General features: G+C 66.7%; 25 protein-coding genes, 1 tRNA gene and 1 riboswitch. Of the genes, 17 read left to right on the plus strand and 9 right to left on the minus strand.

The genetic code is table 11. The annotated features are described in order from the left end of the window. Positions 1-65 precede the first annotated feature (65 nt). Positions 66-941: an aldo/keto reductase gene (locus IW252_RS06060; RefSeq protein ID WP_196837140.1), complete on the plus strand. Its 876-nt coding sequence runs from the start codon at positions 66-68 to the stop codon at positions 939-941. Next, positions 938-1,870, plus strand: coding sequence for an aldo/keto reductase (locus IW252_RS06065; RefSeq protein WP_196835741.1), 933 nt, complete (start codon positions 938-940; stop codon positions 1,868-1,870). The genes IW252_RS06060 and IW252_RS06065 overlap by 4 nt, the downstream gene beginning before the upstream one ends. 34 nt (positions 1,871-1,904) lie before the next feature. On the opposite strand, the gene thiE is transcribed toward IW252_RS06065, so the two are convergent. Then, the gene (gene thiE, locus IW252_RS06070; RefSeq protein ID WP_196837141.1) at positions 1,905-2,576 is read right to left on the minus strand and encodes a thiamine phosphate synthase; all 672 of its coding nucleotides are present in this window, start codon (positions 2,574-2,576) and stop codon (positions 1,905-1,907) included. 36 nt (positions 2,577-2,612) lie between these two features. Next, positions 2,613-2,724, plus strand: a riboswitch (TPP riboswitch). Between thiE and thiO the strand changes: the two genes are divergently transcribed. The 8 genes from thiO to poxB all read left to right on the plus strand — a co-directional run bounded on the left by thiO (position 2,713) and on the right by poxB (position 8,715). Then, positions 2,713-3,924, plus strand: a complete 1,212-nt coding sequence (gene thiO / locus IW252_RS06075; RefSeq protein WP_196835742.1) for a glycine oxidase ThiO — start codon at positions 2,713-2,715, stop codon at positions 3,922-3,924. (Overlaps the previous riboswitch by 12 nt.) Next, positions 3,921-4,184 (plus strand): sulfur carrier protein ThiS, encoded by a 264-nt coding sequence (thiS, locus tag IW252_RS06080; protein ID WP_196835743.1) that lies wholly within the window; start codon positions 3,921-3,923, stop codon positions 4,182-4,184. The genes thiO and thiS overlap by 4 nt, the downstream gene beginning before the upstream one ends. Position 4,185: 1 nt before the next feature. Continuing rightward, entirely contained in the window at positions 4,186-4,980 is a 795-nt protein-coding gene (locus IW252_RS06085; protein ID WP_196835744.1) for a thiazole synthase, read from the plus strand. A gap of 178 nt (positions 4,981-5,158) precedes the next feature. Continuing rightward, positions 5,159-5,437, plus strand: coding sequence for a type II toxin-antitoxin system Phd/YefM family antitoxin (locus IW252_RS06090; RefSeq protein WP_196835745.1), 279 nt, complete (start codon positions 5,159-5,161; stop codon positions 5,435-5,437). Beyond that, positions 5,437-5,832 (plus strand): PIN domain-containing protein, encoded by a 396-nt coding sequence (locus IW252_RS06095; RefSeq protein ID WP_196835746.1) that lies wholly within the window; start codon positions 5,437-5,439, stop codon positions 5,830-5,832. Before IW252_RS06090 ends, IW252_RS06095 begins: the two co-directional genes overlap by 1 nt. A 56-nt stretch (positions 5,833-5,888) precedes the next feature. Then, positions 5,889-6,017: a hypothetical protein gene (locus IW252_RS13645; protein ID WP_269208233.1), complete on the plus strand. Its 129-nt coding sequence runs from the start codon at positions 5,889-5,891 to the stop codon at positions 6,015-6,017. Between the two features lie 116 nt (positions 6,018-6,133). Next, positions 6,134-6,871 (plus strand): aquaporin Z, encoded by a 738-nt coding sequence (gene aqpZ / locus IW252_RS06100; RefSeq protein ID WP_196835747.1) that lies wholly within the window; start codon positions 6,134-6,136, stop codon positions 6,869-6,871. 119 nt (positions 6,872-6,990) lie between these two features. Next, positions 6,991-8,715: a ubiquinone-dependent pyruvate dehydrogenase gene (gene poxB, locus IW252_RS06105; RefSeq protein WP_196835748.1), complete on the plus strand. Its 1,725-nt coding sequence runs from the start codon at positions 6,991-6,993 to the stop codon at positions 8,713-8,715. Here poxB and IW252_RS06110 read toward each other — a convergent pair. The 3 genes from IW252_RS06110 to IW252_RS06120 form a co-directional block, all read right to left on the minus strand. Further along, positions 8,712-9,608 (minus strand): helix-turn-helix transcriptional regulator, encoded by an 897-nt coding sequence (locus IW252_RS06110; RefSeq protein ID WP_196835749.1) that lies wholly within the window; start codon positions 9,606-9,608, stop codon positions 8,712-8,714. The two genes, poxB and IW252_RS06110, sit on opposite strands and share 4 nt — an antisense overlap. A gap of 107 nt (positions 9,609-9,715) precedes the next feature. Further along, on the minus strand, positions 9,716-10,738 hold the full coding sequence (locus tag IW252_RS06115; RefSeq protein ID WP_196835750.1) for a zinc-dependent alcohol dehydrogenase family protein: 1,023 nt from the start codon (positions 10,736-10,738) through the stop codon (positions 9,716-9,718). Positions 10,739-10,846: 108 nt separating this feature from the next. Beyond that, complete coding sequence (locus IW252_RS06120) at positions 10,847-11,164, minus strand: 4a-hydroxytetrahydrobiopterin dehydratase (RefSeq protein WP_196835751.1); 318 nt, start codon at positions 11,162-11,164, stop codon at positions 10,847-10,849. Positions 11,165-11,234: 70 nt separating this feature from the next. On the opposite strand from IW252_RS06120, the gene IW252_RS06125 reads away from it, so the two are divergent. After that, on the plus strand, positions 11,235-11,414 hold the full coding sequence (locus IW252_RS06125; RefSeq protein ID WP_196835752.1) for a hypothetical protein: 180 nt from the start codon (positions 11,235-11,237) through the stop codon (positions 11,412-11,414). 331 nt (positions 11,415-11,745) lie between these two features. Here IW252_RS06125 and IW252_RS06130 read toward each other — a convergent pair whose 3' ends face one another. Then, the gene (locus tag IW252_RS06130) at positions 11,746-12,840 is read right to left on the minus strand and encodes a HigA family addiction module antitoxin (RefSeq protein WP_231365929.1); all 1,095 of its coding nucleotides are present in this window, start codon (positions 12,838-12,840) and stop codon (positions 11,746-11,748) included. 15 nt (positions 12,841-12,855) lie between these two features. Beyond that, the gene (locus IW252_RS06135) at positions 12,856-13,155 is read right to left on the minus strand and encodes a type II toxin-antitoxin system RelE/ParE family toxin (RefSeq protein ID WP_196835753.1); all 300 of its coding nucleotides are present in this window, start codon (positions 13,153-13,155) and stop codon (positions 12,856-12,858) included. Positions 13,156-13,343: 188 nt separating this feature from the next. Between IW252_RS06135 and IW252_RS06140 the strand changes: the two genes are divergently transcribed. The 3 genes from IW252_RS06140 (at position 13,344) to IW252_RS06150 (ending at position 16,086) form a co-directional block, all read left to right on the plus strand. Beyond that, positions 13,344-14,339, plus strand: a complete 996-nt coding sequence (locus IW252_RS06140) for a hypothetical protein (protein WP_196835754.1) — start codon at positions 13,344-13,346, stop codon at positions 14,337-14,339. Between the two features lie 190 nt (positions 14,340-14,529). Then, on the plus strand, positions 14,530-14,844 hold the full coding sequence (locus IW252_RS13780) for a TIR domain-containing protein (RefSeq protein ID WP_408065783.1): 315 nt from the start codon (positions 14,530-14,532) through the stop codon (positions 14,842-14,844). A 60-nt stretch (positions 14,845-14,904) separates the two neighbouring features. After that, positions 14,905-16,086, plus strand: coding sequence for an IS481 family transposase (locus IW252_RS06150; protein ID WP_196835756.1), 1,182 nt, complete (start codon positions 14,905-14,907; stop codon positions 16,084-16,086). Positions 16,087-16,131: 45 nt separating this feature from the next. Here the strand turns inward: IW252_RS06150 and IW252_RS06155 are convergent. After that, a tRNA-Ala gene (locus IW252_RS06155) sits at positions 16,132-16,207 on the minus strand. A gap of 200 nt (positions 16,208-16,407) precedes the next feature. On the opposite strand from IW252_RS06155, the gene IW252_RS06160 reads away from it, so the two are divergent. Together IW252_RS06160 and IW252_RS06165 are read left to right on the plus strand one after the other, a co-directional pair. Next, positions 16,408-17,661 carry an AI-2E family transporter gene (locus IW252_RS06160; RefSeq protein WP_196835757.1) on the plus strand — a complete coding sequence of 418 codons (1,254 nt, stop codon included), beginning with the start codon at positions 16,408-16,410 and terminating at the stop codon, positions 17,659-17,661. A gap of 48 nt (positions 17,662-17,709) precedes the next feature. Next, positions 17,710-18,138, plus strand: a complete 429-nt coding sequence (locus IW252_RS06165; RefSeq protein WP_196835758.1) for a VOC family protein — start codon at positions 17,710-17,712, stop codon at positions 18,136-18,138. Between the two features lie 91 nt (positions 18,139-18,229). On the opposite strand, the gene IW252_RS06170 is transcribed toward IW252_RS06165, so the two are convergent. After that, positions 18,230-19,492 (minus strand): MFS transporter, encoded by a 1,263-nt coding sequence (locus IW252_RS06170; protein ID WP_196835759.1) that lies wholly within the window; start codon positions 19,490-19,492, stop codon positions 18,230-18,232. 304 nt (positions 19,493-19,796) lie between these two features. Between IW252_RS06170 and IW252_RS06175 the strand changes: the two genes are divergently transcribed. After that, positions 19,797-20,414 (plus strand): DNA-3-methyladenine glycosylase I, encoded by a 618-nt coding sequence (locus IW252_RS06175; protein ID WP_196835760.1) that lies wholly within the window; start codon positions 19,797-19,799, stop codon positions 20,412-20,414. On the opposite strand, the gene IW252_RS06180 is transcribed toward IW252_RS06175, so the two are convergent. Then, complete coding sequence (locus tag IW252_RS06180; protein WP_196835761.1) at positions 20,411-20,896, minus strand: NUDIX hydrolase; 486 nt, start codon at positions 20,894-20,896, stop codon at positions 20,411-20,413. The two genes, IW252_RS06175 and IW252_RS06180, sit on opposite strands and share 4 nt — an antisense overlap. Positions 20,897-20,913 lie beyond the last annotated feature (17 nt).

The following is a 20,913-nucleotide window of genomic DNA, read 5'->3' on the forward strand; positions in this document are numbered from 1 at the left end:
GCTTTCTAGAGTGACACACGGCACTAGAACCCACCACGCGAGGAGTACCCGTGCACCACAGGACACTGCCCACCCGCCGGATCGGAGACCGCACCGTCTCGGCCCTCGGCCTCGGCGGCATGCCCCTGTCCATCGAGGGCCGCCCGGACACCGCGCAGTCCGTAGCGACCATCCACGCCGCGCTGGACGCCGGGGTCACCTTGATCGACACCGCGGACGCGTACCACCGGGACACTCGCGAGGTCGGGCACAACGAGGAGCTCATCGCCCGCGCCTTGCGCGAGTACGGCCCCGGGGCCGACGACGTCTTGGTCGCCACCAAGGGCGGTCACCTGCGCCCGGGCGACGGCTCGTGGACCAAGAACGGCCGCCCCGAGTACCTCAAGGAAGCCGCCAAGGCCTCGGCGCAGCGGCTCGGCGTCGAGGCGATCGGCCTCTACCAGTTCCACCGGCCGGACCCGGAGGTTCCCTACGAGGATTCGATCGGCGCGATCCGCGAGCTGCTGGACGAGGGCGTGATCGCTCTGGCGGGGATCTCCAACGCGAACATCGAGCAGATCGAGACGGCCGACGCGATCCTCGGCGGCCGGCTGGCCTCGGTCCAAAACCAGTTCAGCCCGCGCTTCCGCTCCTCCGAGGAGGAGTTGCGTCACTGCGCGGCCAAGTCCATCGCGTTCCTGCCGTGGAGCCCGCTGGGCGGCATCGCCCGGGCTGGAGAGCTGGCCCGCGACCACGCGGCCTTCGCGGAGGTTGCGGCCGAGCTGGAGGTCAGCGTGTATCAGGTGACGCTGGCGTGGGAGCTGGCGCTCGCACCCGTCGTCGTTCCCATCCCCGGCGCCTCACGCGCCGCCAGCATTCAGGACTCGGCCCAGGCCGCGCACCTGCAGCTCACGGAGGATCAGATGAACCGCCTCAGCGCCACCACCTCAGGAGAGAAATGAAGACCACGTCACTGCCCGGCGTCACCCTGCCGGCGCCCAACCTCATTCAGGGCCTGATGCGCATTCAGGACAAGTCCGACGATCAGGTGCGCGAACTGGTGCGCGCGGCCCGCGAGGCCGGGATCACGTTCTTCGATCATGCCGACATCTACGGCGTGGACACCCACGGCTGCGAGCGCCGGTTTGCCGAAGCCATGCAGCTCAGCGCCGCCGAGCGGGACCAGTACACGCTGCAGTCCAAGGCGGGAATTGTCCGCTCGGGACCCTACTTCGACTTCTCCTACGAACACCTGACCCGGCAGGTCGAGGGCTCGCTGCGGGCGCTCGGCACGGACTACCTGGACATCCTGCTGCTGCACCGCCCGGACGCCCTCATGGAGCCGGAGGAGGTGGCCCGCGCGTTTGATGACCTGCACGCCGCCGGGAAGGTCCATGCGTTTGGCGTCTCCAACCACACGCCCGGGCAGATCGAGTTGCTGCGCCAGCACGTACGGCAGCCGATCATCGTCAATCAGCTGCAGCTGTCCATCGCGCACGCGCCGCTCGTGACCCAGGGCCTGGCCGCCAACATGGCCCACCTCGAGCAGTCCGCCTCGCGGGACAGTGGGGTGCTGGATTACTGCCGGCTGCACGGAATCACGGTGCAGGCGTGGTCCCCGTTCCAGTCCGGCACGGCGGCGGGGCCGTTCCTCGGTTCACCGGCCTTTCCCGAGCTGAACGCGGTGATCGACCGCCTGGCCGCGAAGTACCAGGTGGCGCCGATCGCCATCGCCACCGCGTGGATCACGCGCCACCCGGCCGGGATGCAGGTGGTCCTCGGCACCACCACGCCAGAGCGCATCACGGCCGCCGCGGAAGGGTCCGAACTGCCCCTGACCCGGCCCGAGTGGTACGAGCTGGTCCGCGCCGCCGGCTACACGGTCCCGTAGAACCCATCAGCTACGCCGGGGCGCTCACCCGAGCCTAGAGCCCGGCGAGCAGCTCGCGGGCGGCCGCGGCCGGATCGGCCGCCTCGGTGATGGCGCGCACGACGACGATCCGCTCGGCCCCCGCCTCACGCACCTCGGGCAGACGCTGCGCGTCGATCCCGCCGATGGCGAACCACGGCTTCTTCGCCACGGCGGAGGCATAACCCAGTAGGTCCAGCCCGACGGCGGCCCGGCCCGGCTTGGTGGGCGTCTCCCACACCGGCCCCACGCAGAAGTAGTCGATGCCCGGGTCCTGATTGGCCGCGTTGATTTGATTGAGCGAGTGCGTGCTGCGGCCGATCAGCACCTCCGGGCCCACCAGCGTGCGCGTCTGCATGGTGGACAAGTCCCCCTGCCCCAGGTGCAGCACATCGGCGCCGGTCAGCACGGCAATGTCCGCGCGGTCGTTGACCGAGAATAGGGCGCCCGCCTCCCGCGCCACGCGCCCCAGGAGGTTCACGCGCTCGATCTCCGCGGCGGCCTCCATGGACTTGTCCCGCAGCTGGATGATGTCCACCCCGCCGGCGTACGCGGCACCCAGGAAGTCCTCGAGGTCCGCCTGCTCGGTGCGCGCGTTGGTGCACACGTACAGGCGGGCCGCGGTCAACCGCTCCAGCCGCTCCGTCCGCGTCAGCCCGCCCGGGGTCGCGCCGAAGCCGTCCGTCATGAGTGCCTCATCGATCTCAGCCATGTGTCTACAATAGGCGCGTTCCGTGGGAGCCCGAACCGGGCTGAGAGGGCGCCGAGGCAGGTAGGCGCCGACCACCACACCTGATGCGGGTCATGCCGCCGTAGGGAGGAAAATGCCGCACGTCGTCGTCGCGGGTGCCGGGATCATCGGCCTCGCCACCGCCGCCGAACTGCTACCCCGTGGGTGGGCCGTCACGGTGTGTGACCCGGCCCCGGCCTCGGGCGCCAGCCACGCCGCCGCGGGCATGCTGGCACCCGCCGCGGAAATGGTGTGGGGACAGAACGCGCTGTACCCGCTCATGATCGCCTCCGGGCGGATGTACCCGGACTTCTTGGCCCGCCTCGGCCACGCAGACGGCGACGCCGCCGATCTGGGTCACGTGCGTAACGGCACCCTCGTGGTCGGGGCCGACGCCGCGGACCGGGCCGCACTGGCGGACCTGACGGCCATCCAGCGCGCGGCCGGCCTGCCCGTGGAAACGGCCACCACCCGGCAGCTCCGCCGGCTCGAGCCCGCCCTCTCCCCCGCGATCTCCGGCGGCGTCCTCCTCCCCGAGGACCACCACGTCGACCCGCGCCGACTCACCGCGGCCCTGCTCCGGCACCTCGAGGCCCACCCCCGCGCCGAACTCATCCGCCGGGGCGTGTCCGCCCTCACGGGCACCACCACGGACGCCGGGCGGGCGACGGACGGCGTCGTCCTCTCCGACGGGCGGCGCCTGGCCGCCGACCAGGTGGTGCTGGCCACCGGCCTCGCCGCGCGCGAGCTGGCCGACCTTCCGCTGCGGCCCATTCACGGGGACATCCTGCGCCTGAAGCTGCCAGCGTCCAACCACCCGCTCATCACCCGGACGGTGCGTGCGCTGGTCAACGGGCGGCCCGTCTACGCGGTGCCGCGGGGGGACGGGATTGTCCTTGGCGCCTCCAGCCGCGAGGATTCCGGCGCGGGCGTACGCACCGAGTCCGTCCACGAACTCCTCGACTCCGCCCACCGCATCCTGCCCGGCGTGCTGGATTCCACGCTAGAGGAGGCCACTGCGCGGGCCCGCCCGGGCACCCCGGATGACGTCCCCCTCATCGGCCGCCGGGATCCCGGCCTCGTGGTCTCCACCGGATACTCGCGCCACGGGATCCTGCTGGCGCCGCTGGGGGCGCGGCTCACCGCGGACCTGGTCGCCGGCTCCCCGCCGCCGTCGACGGGGCACGACGACGCAGCGGGCCCGTCCCTCCTCCCCCTGACCGCCGAGGCGAACGTGGCGGCCCTGCTGGCCGCCGTCGCACCAGACCGCTTTCCCGCAACCGTGACCGCTAGGAGCACCCCATGAGCACCCCCCACCCACCGGAAACGGACGTGACCTTCACCCTGAACGGCGCCGAGCGCACCGCCGCGCCCGGCGCCACCCTGCGGGAGGTGATCGCCGCGGAGATCGGCCGCGAGGTGGGCGACGACGGCCGCCTGCCGGGCGGGCAGGGCACCGGTGTGGCCGCCGCCGTCGACGGCGAGGTCGTCCCGCGGGCCCGCTGGGTCACCACCGGCGTCGGCGGCGCCCGAATCGAGCTCGTCACGGCAACGCAGGGAGGCTGACATGAGCCAGCAACAGAACCTCATCATCGACGGCGTGGAACTTTCCAGCCGCCTCATCATGGGCACCGGCGGGGCCACGAGCCTGTCCACGCTAGAGGACGCCCTCGTGGCGTCCGGCACGGAGCTGACCACGGTGGCCATGCGCCGGTTCTCCGCGGAGACGGGCTCCAGCGTCTTCGCGATGCTGCAGCGCCTCGGCGTGCGGCCGCTGCCCAACACGGCCGGGTGCTACACGGCCCGGGACGCCGTGCTCACCGCGCAGATGGCGCGGGAGGCCCTGGAGACTCACTGGGTGAAGCTCGAGGTCATCGCGGACGAGGACACGCTGCTACCAGACCCCGTGGAGACGCTGGAGGCCGCGGAGATCCTCATCAATGACGGTTTCACCGTGCTCGCCTACACCAACGATGACCCGGTGACGGCCAAGCGGCTGGAGGACGTCGGCGTCGCGGCCGTCATGCCGGCGGGCTCGCCCATCGGCACCGGCCAGGGCGTGCTAAACCCCTTCAACCTCGAGACCATCGTGGCGCGGGCCTCCGTGCCAGTGATTCTGGACGCGGGCATCGGCACGGCCTCGGATGCGGTGCAGGCGATGGAGCTCGGTTGCGAGGCCGTGCTGCTGGCCAGCGCGGTGACCCGGGCGCACGACGCCGTCGCCATGGCTCACGCCATGCGCCTCGCCGTCGAGGCGGGCCGGCTGGCACGCGGGGCGGGCCGCATCCCGAAGCGGACGCTGGCCCACGCCTCCTCCCCGAGGGACGGGATGATCGCCATGGCGGGCAACCTGTTCGCCTAGGTGCGACCCACGGCCGACTCGCCATCCACAGCAAGTTTCACTGCGCCGTCGGTCCACAGCAACGCGGTCCACGCTGTCGCCCCCAAAACACCGGGCATAGCCTAACTGGATGACACTCGTCCCCCGCCACATCCAGGCTCCCGAATTCAATGTCAGACATCGGTACTACAATGGGGATATGAAGTCGATCAGCAAGAGAGACTTGAACCAGAAGACCGCCAAGGTGCTCGACCGGATCTCCGCGGAAAACGAGCCCGTTCTCATCACGGAACGTGGGAGGCCGCGCTGGCGGATCGAACCCGTCGACGGCCAAACGGACCTGTGGGAGAGGCTGCGCACCGAAGGCCGCCTCACGAGGCCCAAAACGGGCGAAGTCCTGTGGCCGACCGAAAATCCGGGCGACTACACGCAGGCAGAGGTTGGCATTCTCCTCGATTGGGCGAAGGGCGAGCACTGATGCGCTGGTACCTCGACTCTTCCGTGGCGCTCGACGTGGTGCTGCGTCCGCTTGGCCGCTCGGCCTCATGGATGAAGTCCAATCTGACACGAGGTGACGAGTTCGCTTCCTCGTCGCTGTTAAAACTCGAAGCTGCCCGTGTTCTACGCCGAGAGAACCTAGCCCTACAGTCCGCGGATCACGTGCTGCGCAACGCATCGTTTTTCGGCATCGACGACGGCGTCCTCCGGTTCGCCGCCGCCATCGAGCCGCACGTCAAGTCCCTCGACGCCATCCACCTGGCGACCTGCTCGCTGCTCGGTTCCACCGTGACCATGGCCAGCCATGATCGACAGATGCTGGCCGTCGCGGAAGAGCTCGGTCTCGACGTGCACGATCCGCGCACCCCTTCTTGACCTCGTATGAGCACCCGGATGCGCATTTCGTGGGAGGGCACCGATAGCCTGAACCCGTGTCCACGGTCCGCGCAGCCCTCACCGTGCTCCGGCTGCTTCAGGAGAGCCCGGCGTCGGCCCTGCTGCGCACCGACACCGCGCCGAGGGACGGAATGATCACCATGGCGGGCAGCCTGTTCAGCTAAGCCGCTTGCCAGAACGTGGTCCAGCCCACTCTTCCTTGCTCCACGTGAGCGAGGTACTGTGACGCATATCAACACTCAGTGCGCGCCCGTGGACGCGCTCGGCCGTGAGGATCACGATGAATTTGCCAGCCCTTCCCACCCGGCTTCTTGCTGAATTCCTAGGAACCTTCGTCCTCGTCTTTGGCGGCTGCGGCAGCGCCATCTTTGCCGCCCAAGTGATGGACACGGACGCCGGCGTCAACCTCGGCATCGGGTTCGTCGGCGTGGCCCTCGCGTTCGGCCTCACCGTGCTGGTGATGGCCTACGCCGTGGGGCACATCTCCGGCGGGCATTTCAATCCCGCGGTGACGTTGGGCGCCGTTCTCGCCGGCCGCGCCGAGGCCAAGGAAATCTTCCCCTATTGGGTGGCCCAGCTGGTCGGGGGCACGTTGGCCGGAGCCCTGCTGCTCCTCGTCGCCATGGGCAAGGAGGGCTTTGACCCGGTGGCCTCCGGGTTCGCCACCAACGGCTACGCCGAACGCTCCCCGGACGGCTACTCCCTCGTGGCCGTCCTGTTGGCGGAAATCATCCTGACGGCGGTGTTCCTCTACGTCATCCTGGGCGCCACGGACCGCCGCGCACCGGCCGGGTTCGCGCCCATCGCCATCGGCCTGGCCCTGACACTGATCCACCTGATCTCCATTCCCATCAGCAACACCTCCGTGAACCCGGCGCGCTCGCTCAGCGTCGCGTGGTTCGCCGGGCCGGATGCGCTCGGCCAAGTCTGGGTGTTCATCGTGGCCCCACTCATCGGCGCGGCGATCGCCGGAATCACCTACCGGATGCTCTTCCCGGACCAGCACGAGGTCTCCTGAGCGGGCGCTGGCCGGGCACCAGTGTTCCTCCGGCCACAGACGGCTGACGGCACCGCGCGGCAGGAGTAAGGTGCGAGGCACAGGGGCTCACGCCCTTTTCTCGTACCGAAAGGTTCAACATGGTCACGGTTGCAGAGAACATGGTTGCCACGCTGCGCACCAACGGCGTCGAGCGCGTTTACGGGCTCCCCGGCGATTCGCTGAACGGCTTCACGGACGCGCTGCGCAAGGACGGCACCATCGACTGGGTGCAGGTCCGGCACGAGGAAGCGGCGGCCTTCGCGGCCGCTGCGGAGGCGGAAATGACCGGGGACCTCGCGGTCTGCGCCGGCTCCTGCGGCCCCGGCAATCTGCACCTGATCAATGGACTGTTCGACGCGCAGCGCTCCCGCGTCCCGGTCCTCGCGATCGCCGCACACATCCCCACCCCGGAGATCGGCACCACCTACTTTCAGGAGACGCACCCGCAGGAACTCTTCCGCGAATGTAGCGTCTACGTGGAGTACGTGGCACACCCCTCCCAGATGCCGCGGCTGATGGAAATCGCCCTGCGCGCCGCGATCGAGCAGCGCGGGGTCGCCGTGCTCGTCATCCCCGGCGACGTCGCGCTGGCGGAAGCCCAGAGCACCCGCACCACCCAGATCAGCCGGGCCCGCCCCGTCGTCGTCCCGTCCGAGCAGGAGCTGGACCGGGCCGCGGAACTGCTCAACGACGGCGGAAACACCACCATTTTGGCCGGTGCCGGCGTGGCCGGCGCCCACACCGAGCTCGTCGCGATTGCCGAGCGGCTCGGCGCTCCCGTGGTGCACGCACTGCGCGGCAAGGAACACATCGAGTATGACAACCCGTACGACGTCGGCATGACCGGCCTGCTGGGGTTCTCCTCCGGGTACCGGGCCATGGAGAACGCGGACACCCTGCTGATGGTCGGCACCGATTTCCCGTACCCGCAGTTCTTTCCCGATCACACGCGGACCCTCCAGATTGACCTGCGCGGCACCCAACTGGGCCGGCGGCATCCCGTGGACCTGGGGCTCGTCGGGGACAGCCGGGCCACGCTGGAGGCGCTGCTGCCCCGGCTGACGGAGCGCACTGGGCGCAAGCACCTCGAGGACGCCCGCCAGCACTACGCCAAGACGCGGGAGCGGCTCGACGATTTGGCCGTGCCCCGGCGCGGCAAGGCCGCCATCCACCCGCAATACCTGGCCCGGCTGCTGGATGAGCACGCGGCACAGGACGCCGTTTTCATCCCGGACGTGGGCTCGCCGGTGGTGTGGGCCTCCCGCTACCTGAGCATGAACGGCCGGCGCCGGCTGATCGGCTCCTTTGCCCACGGCAGTATGGCCAACGCCCTGCCGCAGGCCATTGGCGCGCAATCCAACGAGCCGGCCCGCCAGGTGATCGCCCTCTCCGGCGATGGCGGGCTGAGCATGCTGTTCGGCGAGCTCATCACGCTGGTGCAGAACCAGCTGCCGGTGAAGGTGGTGGTCTTCAACAACTCCTCCCTGAATTTTGTGGAGCTGGAGATGAAGGCCGCCGGTTTTGTCACGTACGGGACGGACCTGGAGAACCCGGATTTCTCCGCCGTGGCCAACGCCTTGGGCATCTGGGGCAAGCGCGTGGACTCCTCGCGCAAGCTGCCGCAGGCCATCAAGGAGTTCTTGGCCGTGGACGGGCCCGCACTCTTGGATGTGCGGACCGAGCGTCAGGAGCTCTCGATGCCGCCGAACATCACGGCCGAGCAGGTCAAGGGCTTCACCCTGTACGCCCTGCGGACCGTCATGAATGGGCGCGGGGACGAGCTGCTGGACCTCGCCAAAACGAACCTACGCCAGCTGTTCTAGTCCGCCGGCGCCCGCCTCACCGACGGCTCGGCGCGGCGTGACGCGCCGGCGTCCGGGGAGGCAGCGCCGGCCGCCCAGCTGGCCAAGAGCGTGAACTTCTCCGTGGTCGCGCTGGAGGCCTCCGCCGTATAGGTGGTGATGGACAGGTCCGGCTCACCGGGCAGTTCCAGCACGTCGTAGGTGGCCACCAGCGTGCCCACCTGCGGGTGATGGAAGGTCTTTTCCCCGGTGCGGTGCTCGTGCACGTCCCGCTGCGCCCAGTGGTTCCGGAACTGGGGACTGCGGGTGGAGAGCTCGCCCACCAGCTCCGTGAGCGCCGCGTCGAGCGGGTTGCGCCCGGCCTCGAAGCGCAGCATCGCCGCGGTGAGGCTGCAGGCCAGCTCCCAATCATCGAAGAACGTTTGCGCCCGCGAATCCAGAAAGACGTACCGGGCGAGGTTGGGCCGCTCCGCTTCAAAGTGCTGGCAGAACATAGCCCGGCCCAACACGTTGGCCGCCACGAGGTCCTGATGCCGGTTGTAGACGATGGCCGGGACGGTCATGCTCTCCAGCATGCGCGTCAGGGACGGCCGGACGGTGGAGGGTGGCGCCGGGCGCTCGGCCGCCGGGCGGCCCGTCGCCCGAGCCACATCGTGCAGGTGGGCCCGTTCGACGTCGTTCAGCTGCAGTGCGTCCGCAATCGCGTCGAGGACGGACTGGGACGCGTTGCGGATCTTCCCCCGCTCCAGCTTGGTGTAGTAGTCCACGCTGACGCCGGCCAGAATGGCCACCTCTTCCCGGCGCAATCCGGGCACGCGCCGCTGTCCGTACCCCGCGGGCAGGCCCGCCTGTTCAGGCGTGAGCTGGGCACGGCGGGAGATGAGGAACTCGCGCACGTCGTCGGATGTACTCATGATGCTTCCTAGGATAAGTCCGGCCTTCGGTGGCGTCGCCGCCGGGCGGGCACGGGCACCCGGCCCGCCCGGCGACGTCGTTCGCCCATCCGTCGCGCCGGGGCCGCCTAAACGGTGAGCAGGACCTTGGTGGCGCGGCGCTCGTCCATGGCCTGGTAGCCCTCGGCGGCCTGCTCCAGCGGCAGGGTCAGGTCAAAGACTTTGCCCGGATCGATCTCCCGATCCCAGATCAGCTGAATGAGCTCCGGCAGGAAGCGGCGCACCGGTGCCGGGCCGCCCAAGGTGTGGATACCGGCGAAGAACAGCTGGATGCCCGGGATCTGGACGTCGTGATTCACGCCGACGTAGCCGAGGTGCCCGCCACCGCGCGTGGCGCCCACGGCCTGCATGAAGGACTCTTGGGTGCCCACGGCCTCGATCACCGAATGCGCGCCCAGCCCGCCGGTGAGCTCCTTGATCTTGGCGACGCCGGCCTCGCCGCGCTCCTCGACGATGTCCGTGGCGCCGTAGTAGCGGGCCAACTCCTGGCGTTCGGGGTGCCGGGACATGGCGATGATGCGTTCGGCGCCCAGCCGCTTGGCGGCCAAGACGCCCATGAGCCCGACGGCGCCGTCGCCGACCACGGCGACCGTTTTGCCCGGGCCCGCTTCCGCGGCGACGGCGGCAAACCAGCCGGTGCCCAGCACGTCGGACGCGGCGAGCAAGGCCGGGATGATCTCCGGGTCCGGCTCCCCCGGCGTCTTGACCAGGGTGCCGTCCGCGTGGGGGATGCGGGCCTTCTCCGCCTGGGTGCCGATCCCGCCGGCCACGAACTCGGCGTGAACGCACTTGGACTGGAAGCCGGCCCGGCAGATCTCGCACTCGTTACAGGAAATCACGAAGGATCCGACGACGAAGTCGCCCGGGACCACGGTGGTCACGGCGGAGCCGACCTGCTCGACGACGCCGACGTACTCGTGCCCCATGGCGGTGTGGTCCACGGGCTCAATCCCGCGGTAGGGCCAGAGATCGGACCCGCAGATGCAGGTGGCGGTCAGCTTGATGATGGCGTCCGTCGGTTCCAGGATCTCTGGATCCGCACGGTCCTCGACGCGCACGTCTCCGGGGGTGTGCATAACTACTCCGCGCACTGAAAACTCCTCATGATGAAACTCGGGCGAAAAGCGGATCACTCAACGCTCCCGTCCATCCAACCGCGCGCGCCAGCGGCGTGGGAGGCCTTGTTAGACCCCCTCAGATCACTCGCCGGAGGCGGCGTCCACCCCGAGGTCCGCGGCGTGGCCGCTGATCAGCTGCGCCAGGTCGATGTCGCGGCTGGTCACACCGCCGACGTCGTGGCTGGTGAGCGTGACGGCGACCTCGGGGTAGGTCAGCGTGAGGTCCGGGTGATGATTGGCGTCCTCGGCGGATGCGCCAATGCGGTTGACCAGCTCCAGACCGGTGGCGAAGTCTCCGGTGGCGAACCGCGCGACGAGGGTGGCGTCCTGGGCGGCCCAGTCAGCCAACCCGGCCTCGTGAATGTCGGCGGGCGTGAGGATGCGCTGCGAATCAGTCATGGGGCCATCATCGCGCGCTTGGCCCTCCGCGGCTAGGGGGTGACGATGCGGCGCTTGGTAAGGTGCCCGCATGGACCCCTTCAGTGCGATTGCCCTGACCGCCGTCTTCGTCGCGGTACTCTTCTACATCCTGTGGGGCGTGGTGAAATCAGCGGTCAAGCAGGGCCTCAAGGAGGATCGCGAGGAGCAGCGGCGCCTCGCCGAGCGCGCGGCCGGGCCAGAGGGCACGTCTTCCCCCACCCAGAAATAGCTGGAACACAACAAAGGCCCGGACCGAAGTCCGGGCCTTTGTCACTTTGGTGGGCCGGGGCGGACTCCAACCACATGAGTGGAGGGGCGTCGAGCGGCCGGAAGCCGTGTGGGAACTGGCGAAGCGGGGTCTAAGCTCATCGGGCTCCACGGCTGATTCTAGGCTAGCCGAGGCGGTGACGGAACAAACGAGACGGAGTCGAACACCTCTGACGGCCAAGCAGATAGACGCGATTCAAACTGCCGGCGACAGCGGCGAGAACACCATATCGATCGCACGACGTTTCGAGGCGAGCCGGATGACGGTGTGGAAGAAGACGAGGTGACGTCGTTTAGGCTGGGACGGGTGCCGTCCATCGTTCTAGCTGATCGGTAACGTTGGGCGCGTCGCGAACGAGGGTAGTTTTCCATGAAATTAGACGATCGTTCTGGAGCCTGCCGATCAACGTGATTGGGTGCACGCCCAAGGCGTCCGCCTCCGTCTGCGCCCAGGTCACGCTTGGCCGTTCCGGAACTACGGGGAGCGGTCCCGAGATAGCCAGTTCTCCAGCAAGTTGATCGGCTTCCGTTTCCTCGTCTTGGCTCTCTTCAGATAGGTCGTCAATGATGACCCCACCGTCCTCTGTGAGGTGGCCAAGCATAACGTGGGCGGTTTCGTGGAGGATTGTGAAGAGCACTTTGTCTAGCCGCTTCCATCGGCCGGAGATGCCAATTACGGGGGTCCCATCGACGATCAGTGCGCACCCATCGAGCTTCCCTCCGGGGAACGCTTCAACGTAGATCAGCTTCACTCCGACTTCCGCGAAAGACGCTTGGAAGGCGGCAAACTCCTCCGGATTGCGTGCCCTTTCCGAGAGTTGCTCGGCCAACTCTCGAAGTCGATCACTGGAGTATGGCGGAACCTGCAGCTCACGCGCACTGGCCTTGACGCACGCGACCCAGGCTTGCTGGAGCACTGTCACTGCCTCGTCCGTGTTACTTCGCCTAGCGGCGAATCTGACCGTCAACTCCTCATCAAGGCTCTGCATCCCAAAGAGGTGAAGGACCTCTTTCAATTGCCCATCTGGATCAGAAGCGGTGATGAAGCCACGCTTTCTCAGCAAGGCGACCGGCGCTAACTCACGCAACCTGGCGCGGGTCTTCACGGCGTCAAGGCTCTCTCTGGTGCGCGAATCCTGTGCTTGCTTCCAGAGGAGATAAGAGTCTTGAACCTTGAGCCAGAACTCTGCGCTTGTTCCGAGCGCAGCCGCGATCTGCGCGGCGGACTCGCGAGTGATCTCTTTCTTGCCGGAAATGATCTCGGAGACGAACTGTGCCGGTCGTCCCAGAATCTCCGCAAAGTCGGCCTGAGTCCAGCCGCGCGCGTCGAGTTCGTCAGCCAGGTGTTCCCCGGCCGGGAACACCTCGGCAGCCATCGGCGTACTCATGATCGTCACTCTCCTTCAGTGGTAATCAACCATCTCGATGACGATGGCCAACCGGCCATCGTCATCCGTTTCGAACTTGATGATGAGCCTGAACTGGTCATTCAGGCGGATGGATGAGGTTCCGGCCCGGTTACCCTTGAGCTGCTCCAACCGGAGGGACCGCATCGCATATAGGTCTCGTTCGTCAGTGGCCGCGCGCAGTACCTGGATCTTCTTCCGGTATGCCTTAATGATGTCTGCACCCCGGCGCCGTGGCGCATAGGACGCATCTTCGGCCAGACGCCGAAGATCGTCATCCTCGAAGACGACACGCAAGCACTCCACCTCACCTCGAACAACACGACCAGGTCTAAGCTATCGCACCCTCTTATCGATATACTCATCATGGGTTCATCACCCCTTGACTGAAGTATGATACCTTAGTATCATCGATTCCGCAAGCACAGCAGTGCATAGGATCGACCGCCCTCAGTGGCGGGGACTTGAACCACGAGGAGGTTTAGATGCCCGGATATGCCAAGATCCCTAGCTTCATCAACGACTTGGTTGCTCGTTGCTCAACGGACACCTTCTACGTGAGCAAGGCGAGGACTTATTCGCTCTCGGACCTGGCGTCCGGTGCTCTTGAGCACCTTGGGATCACTTCAGACGGAACGTCTGTGCAACACACTGAAGCCGTGGTGCCCGAAGCCACCAACGGCAGGTGGTCTCGGTACAACACCGACGGCAGGCTCGTCGTCCGCAAGGACCTCCCTAAGGTCGAGAAGGTTATTGGCGGATGGGAAGTCCCCAACTTCGGAGACAGGAAGCGCGGCAGCCATGTGCACTACTCCACGCGTCAGGTATTCCGGAGGGAGGTCTGGTATGCGAATCAGCTGCCTATCCTTATTCGTGTCGGGGGCGCTGCGAACGGACAGGTCACTATCGGCTTCCGCGTTGATCGCGTGTTCGACCGCACGGAACTCGATGAGCGCGGCCTTCACCTGGCAGCCTCACTCCTGAGGGAGAACCTCAACGCTCACGTTTCTATCGTTTCCTCGACGCTCTCAGTCGCTGATTGGCTGGACGACCAACAAGTGACATGGGAACTTCTCCCAAGGGGTGAAGCCAACTTCATCAAGGTTCTGAAGCATTTGAAGCGCAGCCCGGGAAGTCCGCGCTTGAAGACCATGCAGAACAGATTCGAAGCTGTGGAGCGGTTCCACCCGGGAGCGGTCATCGTAGGAGTAGGAGAATTCTCTCACTACTTCGGATTCAAGTTTCGTGAGGACCTTGTCGTCCTGGAAAACCTCGACTACGGGAACGCACTGTATGTGATGTACGAGGACTGGACCACACTCAGCCGCCGCAGCCGAATCGACCTTCTCTCAAATCCAGAAGCTGGCTACGACCGGATCATCCACAAAGAGGGATGGGAGAACCGTCTCAAGGCTGTACTCGCCCTCAAGGGTCATGACGTCACCGGCGGAAAGGAGAGCGGCCGTGGGCAGTCCGAGTGATAGCCGGGCCGTCTTTGTCGTACATGGCCGCAACGAGGCCCTTCGCAAGGCGATATTCGACTTCCTCCGCGGTATCAACCTGTCGCCAATGCAGTGAACGACCACCGTCGGACTAAGAGGCGAGAGCTTGCCGTACATCGGACAGGTGCTCGACGCTGCGTTCACGCACGCCCCAGCCATCATCGTGCTCGTGACCCCAGACGAGGTCGCACGTCTGCAACCGCGCTACGGCCACGGTAATGGTGATGTCGAGATCCAGCCTTCCGCGCAAGCTCGGCCTAATGTTCTCTTCGAAGCAGGGATGCCGCTCGGCCGAGATACAAAGCGCACGATGCTCGTCGAGGTCGGACAAGTGCGTCCGTTCAGCGATGTGGCCGGTCGTCATTCGAGCCGACTGGGCAACTCTGCGGCCAGCCGCCAGGCACTCGCAACCAGGCTCAGCACTGCGGGCTGCGACGTCGATCTGACTGGCACATCACAGGGGCACAGAAACTGTCTGGGTTGACGACATACGTCCCAGTTGATAGGTCTCTGGTGAGTCGCGTCATGCGTCACAGTCTGTGGCATGACTCAGTCACGTGTAGCGGTCTTGAAAGTCATTAATGGAGAGCTGTCTGTCACCGCAGCGGCCGATACCTACGGCTACTCACGTCGGCACTTGCACCGGCTTCTGGCCCGGTACCGGGAAAAAGGCCTAGACGGGCTTGAGCCTGGCTCGAGGCGCCCGCGCTCAAACTCACGACAAACCCCACCGAAACTGCGCGCGCGAATCGTGGAACTACGCCGCCAGCTCACCGCCGAGGGACATGACGCTGGCCCGGTGACCATTGCATGGCATCTCGCCGAACAGGGGCTTCACGTCCCGTCCACCTCGATGATCCGTCGCACCCTGCACGAAGCCGGCCTGATCACCCCGGAACCACGTAAACGCCCCAAAAGTTCCTACCTACGCTTCGAAGCCGACCAGCCAAACGAGACCTGGCAGTCAGACTTCACCCATGCCCGCCTCGCCGACGGCACCGACGTTGAGATCCTCACCTGGCTTGATGACCACTCCCGCTACCTCATCTCCTGCACCGCGCACCAACCCGTCACCGGCGATACCGTCGTGAACACGTTCCTCACCGCCATCGAGCAGCACGGGTGTCCCGCCTCCACGCTGACCGACAACGGCCGCGTATACACCGCACGATTCGGCGGCGGACGCAACGCCTTCGAATATCTCCTACCAACGCTCGGAGTCACCCAAAAGAACGGATCTCCCTGGCACCCACAGACGCAGGGAAAGGTCGAACGCTTCCAGCAAACCCTCAAACGCTGGCTCGCCAAACAGCCGCAACCACCGACCTTAGCTGTCCTCCAAGAACTTCTTGATCGCTTCCGGGAGTACTACAACAACAGCCGACCCCACCGCTCACTGGACCGAACTACACCCGCCAAAGCCTACGCAGCCACACCCAAAGCACTCCCAGCCACCGCCCGGGAACAAAACCACTACCGGATCCGCTACGACCGAGTCGATCAAGCAGGACGCATCACACTCCGCCGCGCCAGCAAGCTCCACCACCTGCACATCGGAGCCCAACACCGAGGCACGCGAATCCTCGCCATCATCGACGACACCACCGTCACCGTCACCGCGCTCGAAACCGGCGAAATCCTCGCCACCAACACCATCGACCCGAACCGCAACTACTGGCGCAACACAAGAAAACCCCCGGGCCGATGGCCCGGGGGTTCCCAGTGACATATGTCGCGACTCATCTGAGACATATGTCCCGACTCATCACATTGGTGGAGGTAAGGGGATTCGAACCCCTGACCTTCTGCATGCCATGCAGACGCGCTACCAACTGCGCCATACCCCCGCAGGTTGATTCTCCGCCGCGAAGCGGTGAACCGGATAAAGACTATACCGGACGGCCGCGCGCAACACCTAATCGCTCATCCGCGGCGGCCGACCCTAGCCACGACGGCGCCTCCAGCCGGCCGCACACTCAACACCCGGCCGAAAATCAGGGCGTTACCTGACCCCATTGTGCCGGGGCACGTCATTAGACTGACAAGCATGACTGGTGATTCTGCCGCTTCTAGCCCCGCCGCGGAGGGCGCCGCTGCCAGCGGCACCCCGGGGGCCGCCGTCGTGCCCGATGCCGCGGAGCACACGGCACGCACCATGTGGCCGCGCATCGCGCTGATCGCCGTCACTATCACGGGCATCGCCTTGCTGATGTACTTCGTCCAGGGCGCCCGGGACATCGTGGCCCCGATCTTCCTCGGCTTGAACCTCATGATCGTGGCCTTCCCCATCCAGCGCGCCCTCGTGGCCCGCCGCGTGCCGCGCTATTTGGCCGCCGCGGCCACCCTGATCGCGGTCCTCGCGCTGGTGATCCTCTTCTTCGGATCCACCGGCTGGGCGGTGGGCGAGCTGTTGCGGGAGCTGCCGGAATACAACCGCGAGTTCAATGAGCTGTGGGTGGATATTTCGGCGGGGCTGTCCCAGCTGGGCATCAGCCAAACCATGATCCTGGATCAGTTCCGCGGCGTCGGCGCCGGGAGCATCCTCAGCCTGCTCACCCCGCTGATCACCAACGTCACCGCGGTCCTCTCCGTACTGGCCACGCTGGTGATGGCGGTGTTCTTCCTCGCGATGGATTCGGCGGGATTCCCCCGCCGCCTCGACATGGTGATGCGCGCTCGCCCCCGCATGCACACGGCCCTGACCAGCTTTGCCCAGGGGGTCCGGCGCTACTGGGTGGTCACTACCGTGTTCGGCCTAATTGTGGCCCTACTGGACGTCTTCGCGTTGACCCTGATCGACGTGCCGCTGGTGTGGGTGTGGGGCGTGCTGGCGTTCCTGACCAACTACATTCCCAACATCGGATTTGTGATCGGGCTCGTCCCGCCGGCCCTGCTGGCGCTGCTGGACTCCGGACCCGGCCCGGCGATCGCGGTGCTGATCACCTACTCCCTGTTAAACTTCACGGTTCAGGCCATCATCCAGCCGAAGTTCACCGGCCAGTCCGTGGGCGTGACGCCGATGATCTCCTTCCTCTCCCTCATGTTCTGGTACTGGGTTCTCGGCTGGCTGGGTGCGCTGTTGGCGCTGCCGGCGACGTTGCTGCTCAAGGCGCTGCTGATCGACGCGGACCCGTCCGCGCGCTGGATCAACGCGCTCATCTCCTCCAATCCCGACGCCGAGGTCCCCGCCCACATGCTGGAAAAGGATCCTCGTCCCGCCGCGGCTGGGGTACCGGAGGGCGCGGTCGAGGCCGAGCCTGGCGATAAGGGTTCCGCTCAGGGCGCGAGCGCGCAACAATAAGCTCGAGGGTGACCCGCCCTCGCCCCACCTGCGCGAAAGGCACCCCTCATGACGATTGGACTTACCCCCTACCTACAGTTCTCCGGCAATGCCAAAGAAGCGCTGGAGTTTTATCACGCCGCCTTGGGTGGCGAGCTGGGCATGATGACCTACGCCGAAGGCATGGGCGCCGACGCGGCGGGCGACGCCGGGGGCCAGATCATGCACGGCTCCCTCTACGTGGACCGCGGCGTCCACCTCATGGCCTCCGACCTTCCGGAAGGGATGGACGGGAACGGGTTCGGCACCGTATCCCTGTCCTCCAGCGGGGACAGCACCGCAGACGCCGCGACGCTGGAATCCTGGTGGGAGAAGCTCCAGGACGGCGGCACCGTGGTACTGCCGCTGGAAACGGCCCCGTGGGGGGACAAATTCGGCCAGCTGATCGACAAGTTTGGCGTGGCGTGGATGGTCAACATCACCGCCACGGCGAGCTAAGCCGGCGCAACAGAGCGGGCGGTGGGGTGCCGACTCAAGCAGTCGGCACCCCATCGCCCGCTCGCGTCAATCTACCGCCGCGGCGGGTGAGTCATGAGACGGGCTGGTGCGACGGCGTCGTACTGGCCAATTCCGCCGCGACGCGGCGGCGCGCCTTACGCCGATGCCACAACCCCGAGATCAGCGCGAGCACCAGGCCGGCGACGGCGAGGAGCGCCCCGACGTAGGCCGTGGATTCGTAGCCCCAGCCTAGGGAGATCACGGCGCCGCCGAGTGCCGCGCCAATGGCGTTGGCGATGTTCAGCGCCGAGTGGTTCAGCGAGGCGGCCAAGGACTGGGCCTTCGGCGCCGAATCCATGAGGAGGGACTGCAGCCCCGGTGCCAGCAGGGATCCAACGCCGCCCATAATGAACACGAACACCAGGGTCAGCCACGGCACCGAGGACACCAGGCCGAAGAGCACCATGGTGATGATCAAAGAGACCATGGAAATGTAAATGCTGCCGAGCACGGACCAGTCCGCCAGGCGGCCACCCACCAAGTTGCCGACCACCATGCCGAGGCCATAAAGGCCCAGCACCAGCGGGACCACCTCGATCGGCAGGCCCGTGACGTCGGTCAGGATGGGGCTGATGTAGGAGTAGACGGCGAAGAAGCCGCCGAAACCGACGATTCCGGTGAAGAGTGCGAGCCAGACCGAAGCGCTTTTCAGCGCCGTGAGCTCCCGCCGGATACTCGCCTCTGCGTGGGCCGGGGCGTAGGGCACGAAGGCCAGGATGGACACGATCGTCAGCACGCCGATCACGGCGACGGCCAGGAACATGGACCGCCAGCCCACCGCCTGGCCCAGCCAGGTGAAGGCCGGCACGCCGACCACGTTGGCCACGGCCAACCCCAGCATGATCCACGCGATCGCCATGCCGCGCTTGGTGGGCGGCACCAAGGTGCCGGCGAGGATGGCGGCCAGCCCGAAGTACGCGCCATGGGGCAGCCCGGAGAGGAAGCGGGTGACCAACATGGACTCATACGTGGGGGCCAGGAAGGAGGAGGCGTTGGCCAGCGTGAAGAAGACCATGAGCCCCAGCACCATGGTGCGCTTGGGCACGCGGGCGCCTAGCGCGGTGAGGATGGGCGCACCGACCACCACGCCGAGCGCGTAGGCCGAAATGAGCAGGCCCATCTCTGCGTGGCTCACGCCCAGATCTAGGGCGCCCTCCTGCAGCAACCCCATGATGGTGAACTCGGTGGTGCCGATGCCAAAACCGCCCATGGCAAGCGCCACCACGGCGAAGAGGAGCTTACGCCCCTCGAGGAGCGTCGAACCGGCCGCAGCCGTGCCCTGGTGTTGGGTCATCAAACCTTCCCGATACATAGGGGGAGTTGAAAAATCAGTACGACGACGGCGTCTGCCCTATTCTCTCCCATGGAACCGTACCCACGCCAAGAGTGGGCGCTGATGTCTCATGATTTGGTCAATCCACTGGTTGTTCACAGGGCTAGAAACCGGCGTTCTTGTCCACCACCACAGCGCCGGATGCTGTGCAGACTATTCCCTATCCGGCAGAATTGCGGCCATCATCACGTGCCGGCACCGGCACAGAAACAGCGCTGCCGCGCCGGCGCGGGGCGGTACCACCAGCATCGGAGAGAGGGTAGGCATGGCAGATCAGGGGGTCATCATCGGCGAGGACGGCCTCGCCCGGCCAGCGTGGGCATCCAGCGATGCCCTCATGCGTGAGTATTACGACGGCGAGTGGGGCCTGCCGGTACGGGACGAGGCCGGCGTGTATGAACGGCTGACCCTCGAGGCCTTCCAATCCGGCCTGTCCTGGGCCACCGTGCTGCGTAAGCGGGAGGCATTCCGCGCGGCCTTCGCCGGCTTTGACCCGGAGGCCGTGGCCACGTTCGGCCAGGCCGAGGTGGAGCGCCTCATGCAGGACACCGGAATCATCCGGAATCGGGCCAAGATTCTCGCGGCCATCGCCAACGCGCAGGCCACGCTGAACCTCCGCGCGGACCCCGACGCCGGGGATTTGGGCGCGTTCGTGTGGTCCTTCCAGCCGGAGTCCACGCCTGCGCCGCGCACGATGGCGGACGTTCCCACGACGTCGGCCGAGTCGGTCGCACTGGCGAAGGCGCTGAAGAAGCGCGGCTTCAAGTTTGTGGGGCCCACCACCATGTTCGCGCTCATGGAGGCCATCGGCATCGTGGACACGCACTTGGTGGACAGTCACCGGCGCGGCAGTAGCGGCGTCTGGCCCGCTAGCGCGGCCTAGTCGAGCCGGGTCGTCCCGGTGTGTTCCACGGCGGTGCGGATGCGCTCGCGCATGTGATCGGTCATCGGCGGCAGGTCGTCGAGAGCAAAGAATGCGGCCGCCGTGGATTCGTCGTCCGCCGGGTGCGGTTCGCCGCCTACGTAGCGGCACCGGAACGTGTGGTCCAGATACTGCGCCTGGTCCCCGTTGGCGTGCACCATCGGCGCCGACACACTGACCCAGGCCAAGGATTCCACCTCGGTCTCCACGCCAGCCTCCTCCAGCGTCTCCCGCACGGCGGTACTCGCGGGGTGTTCCCCTGGATCCACCACGCCGGTGATCGGCGTCCAGTGGCCGTTGTCCGCGCGGCGGACCAGCAGGACCTGCTCGGCGGCGCCCTGGGCGGCCGGGGCGCGGAGCACCACGGCGGTCGCGCCGGAGAGCCACAGCGGTGCGTGTCCAATGCTGCGGCGGAGGTTCACGATGAAGTCTGGGATAGGCACCCGCCCACCCTATCGAG

The sequence above is a fragment of the Zhihengliuella flava genome (assembly GCF_015751895.1).
Lineage (GTDB): Bacteria > Actinomycetota > Actinomycetes > Actinomycetales > Micrococcaceae > Zhihengliuella > Zhihengliuella flava.

What these genes read in the sequence shown, in the direction of transcription:
- aqpZ (WP_196835747.1), top strand. Translation starts at nt 6,134, where the DNA reads ATGAATTTGCCAGCCCTTCCCACCCGGCTTCTTGCTGAATTCCTAGGA.
- IW252_RS06130 (WP_231365929.1), bottom strand. Translation starts at nt 12,840, where the DNA reads ATGAGTACGCCGATGGCTGCCGAGGTGTTCCCGGCCGGGGAACACCTG.
- IW252_RS06090 (WP_196835745.1), top strand. Translation starts at nt 5,159, where the DNA reads ATGAAGTCGATCAGCAAGAGAGACTTGAACCAGAAGACCGCCAAGGTG.
- IW252_RS06150 (WP_196835756.1), top strand. Translation starts at nt 14,905, where the DNA reads ATGACTCAGTCACGTGTAGCGGTCTTGAAAGTCATTAATGGAGAGCTG.
- IW252_RS06085 (WP_196835744.1), top strand. Translation starts at nt 4,186, where the DNA reads ATGAGCCAGCAACAGAACCTCATCATCGACGGCGTGGAACTTTCCAGC.
- poxB (WP_196835748.1), top strand. Translation starts at nt 6,991, where the DNA reads ATGGTCACGGTTGCAGAGAACATGGTTGCCACGCTGCGCACCAACGGC.
- IW252_RS06125 (WP_196835752.1), top strand. Translation starts at nt 11,235, where the DNA reads ATGGACCCCTTCAGTGCGATTGCCCTGACCGCCGTCTTCGTCGCGGTA.
- IW252_RS06095 (WP_196835746.1), top strand. Translation starts at nt 5,437, where the DNA reads ATGCGCTGGTACCTCGACTCTTCCGTGGCGCTCGACGTGGTGCTGCGT.
- IW252_RS06165 (WP_196835758.1), top strand. Translation starts at nt 17,710, where the DNA reads ATGACGATTGGACTTACCCCCTACCTACAGTTCTCCGGCAATGCCAAA.
- IW252_RS06120 (WP_196835751.1), bottom strand. Translation starts at nt 11,164, where the DNA reads ATGACTGATTCGCAGCGCATCCTCACGCCCGCCGACATTCACGAGGCC.
- IW252_RS06065 (WP_196835741.1), top strand. Translation starts at nt 938, where the DNA reads ATGAAGACCACGTCACTGCCCGGCGTCACCCTGCCGGCGCCCAACCTC.
- IW252_RS06175 (WP_196835760.1), top strand. Translation starts at nt 19,797, where the DNA reads ATGGCAGATCAGGGGGTCATCATCGGCGAGGACGGCCTCGCCCGGCCA.
- IW252_RS06110 (WP_196835749.1), bottom strand. Translation starts at nt 9,608, where the DNA reads ATGAGTACATCCGACGACGTGCGCGAGTTCCTCATCTCCCGCCGTGCC.
- IW252_RS06140 (WP_196835754.1), top strand. Translation starts at nt 13,344, where the DNA reads ATGCCCGGATATGCCAAGATCCCTAGCTTCATCAACGACTTGGTTGCT.
- thiE (WP_196837141.1), bottom strand. Translation starts at nt 2,576, where the DNA reads ATGACGGACGGCTTCGGCGCGACCCCGGGCGGGCTGACGCGGACGGAG.
- thiO (WP_196835742.1), top strand. Translation starts at nt 2,713, where the DNA reads ATGCCGCACGTCGTCGTCGCGGGTGCCGGGATCATCGGCCTCGCCACC.
- IW252_RS06170 (WP_196835759.1), bottom strand. Translation starts at nt 19,492, where the DNA reads ATGACCCAACACCAGGGCACGGCTGCGGCCGGTTCGACGCTCCTCGAG.
- thiS (WP_196835743.1), top strand. Translation starts at nt 3,921, where the DNA reads ATGAGCACCCCCCACCCACCGGAAACGGACGTGACCTTCACCCTGAAC.
- IW252_RS06160 (WP_196835757.1), top strand. Translation starts at nt 16,408, where the DNA reads ATGACTGGTGATTCTGCCGCTTCTAGCCCCGCCGCGGAGGGCGCCGCT.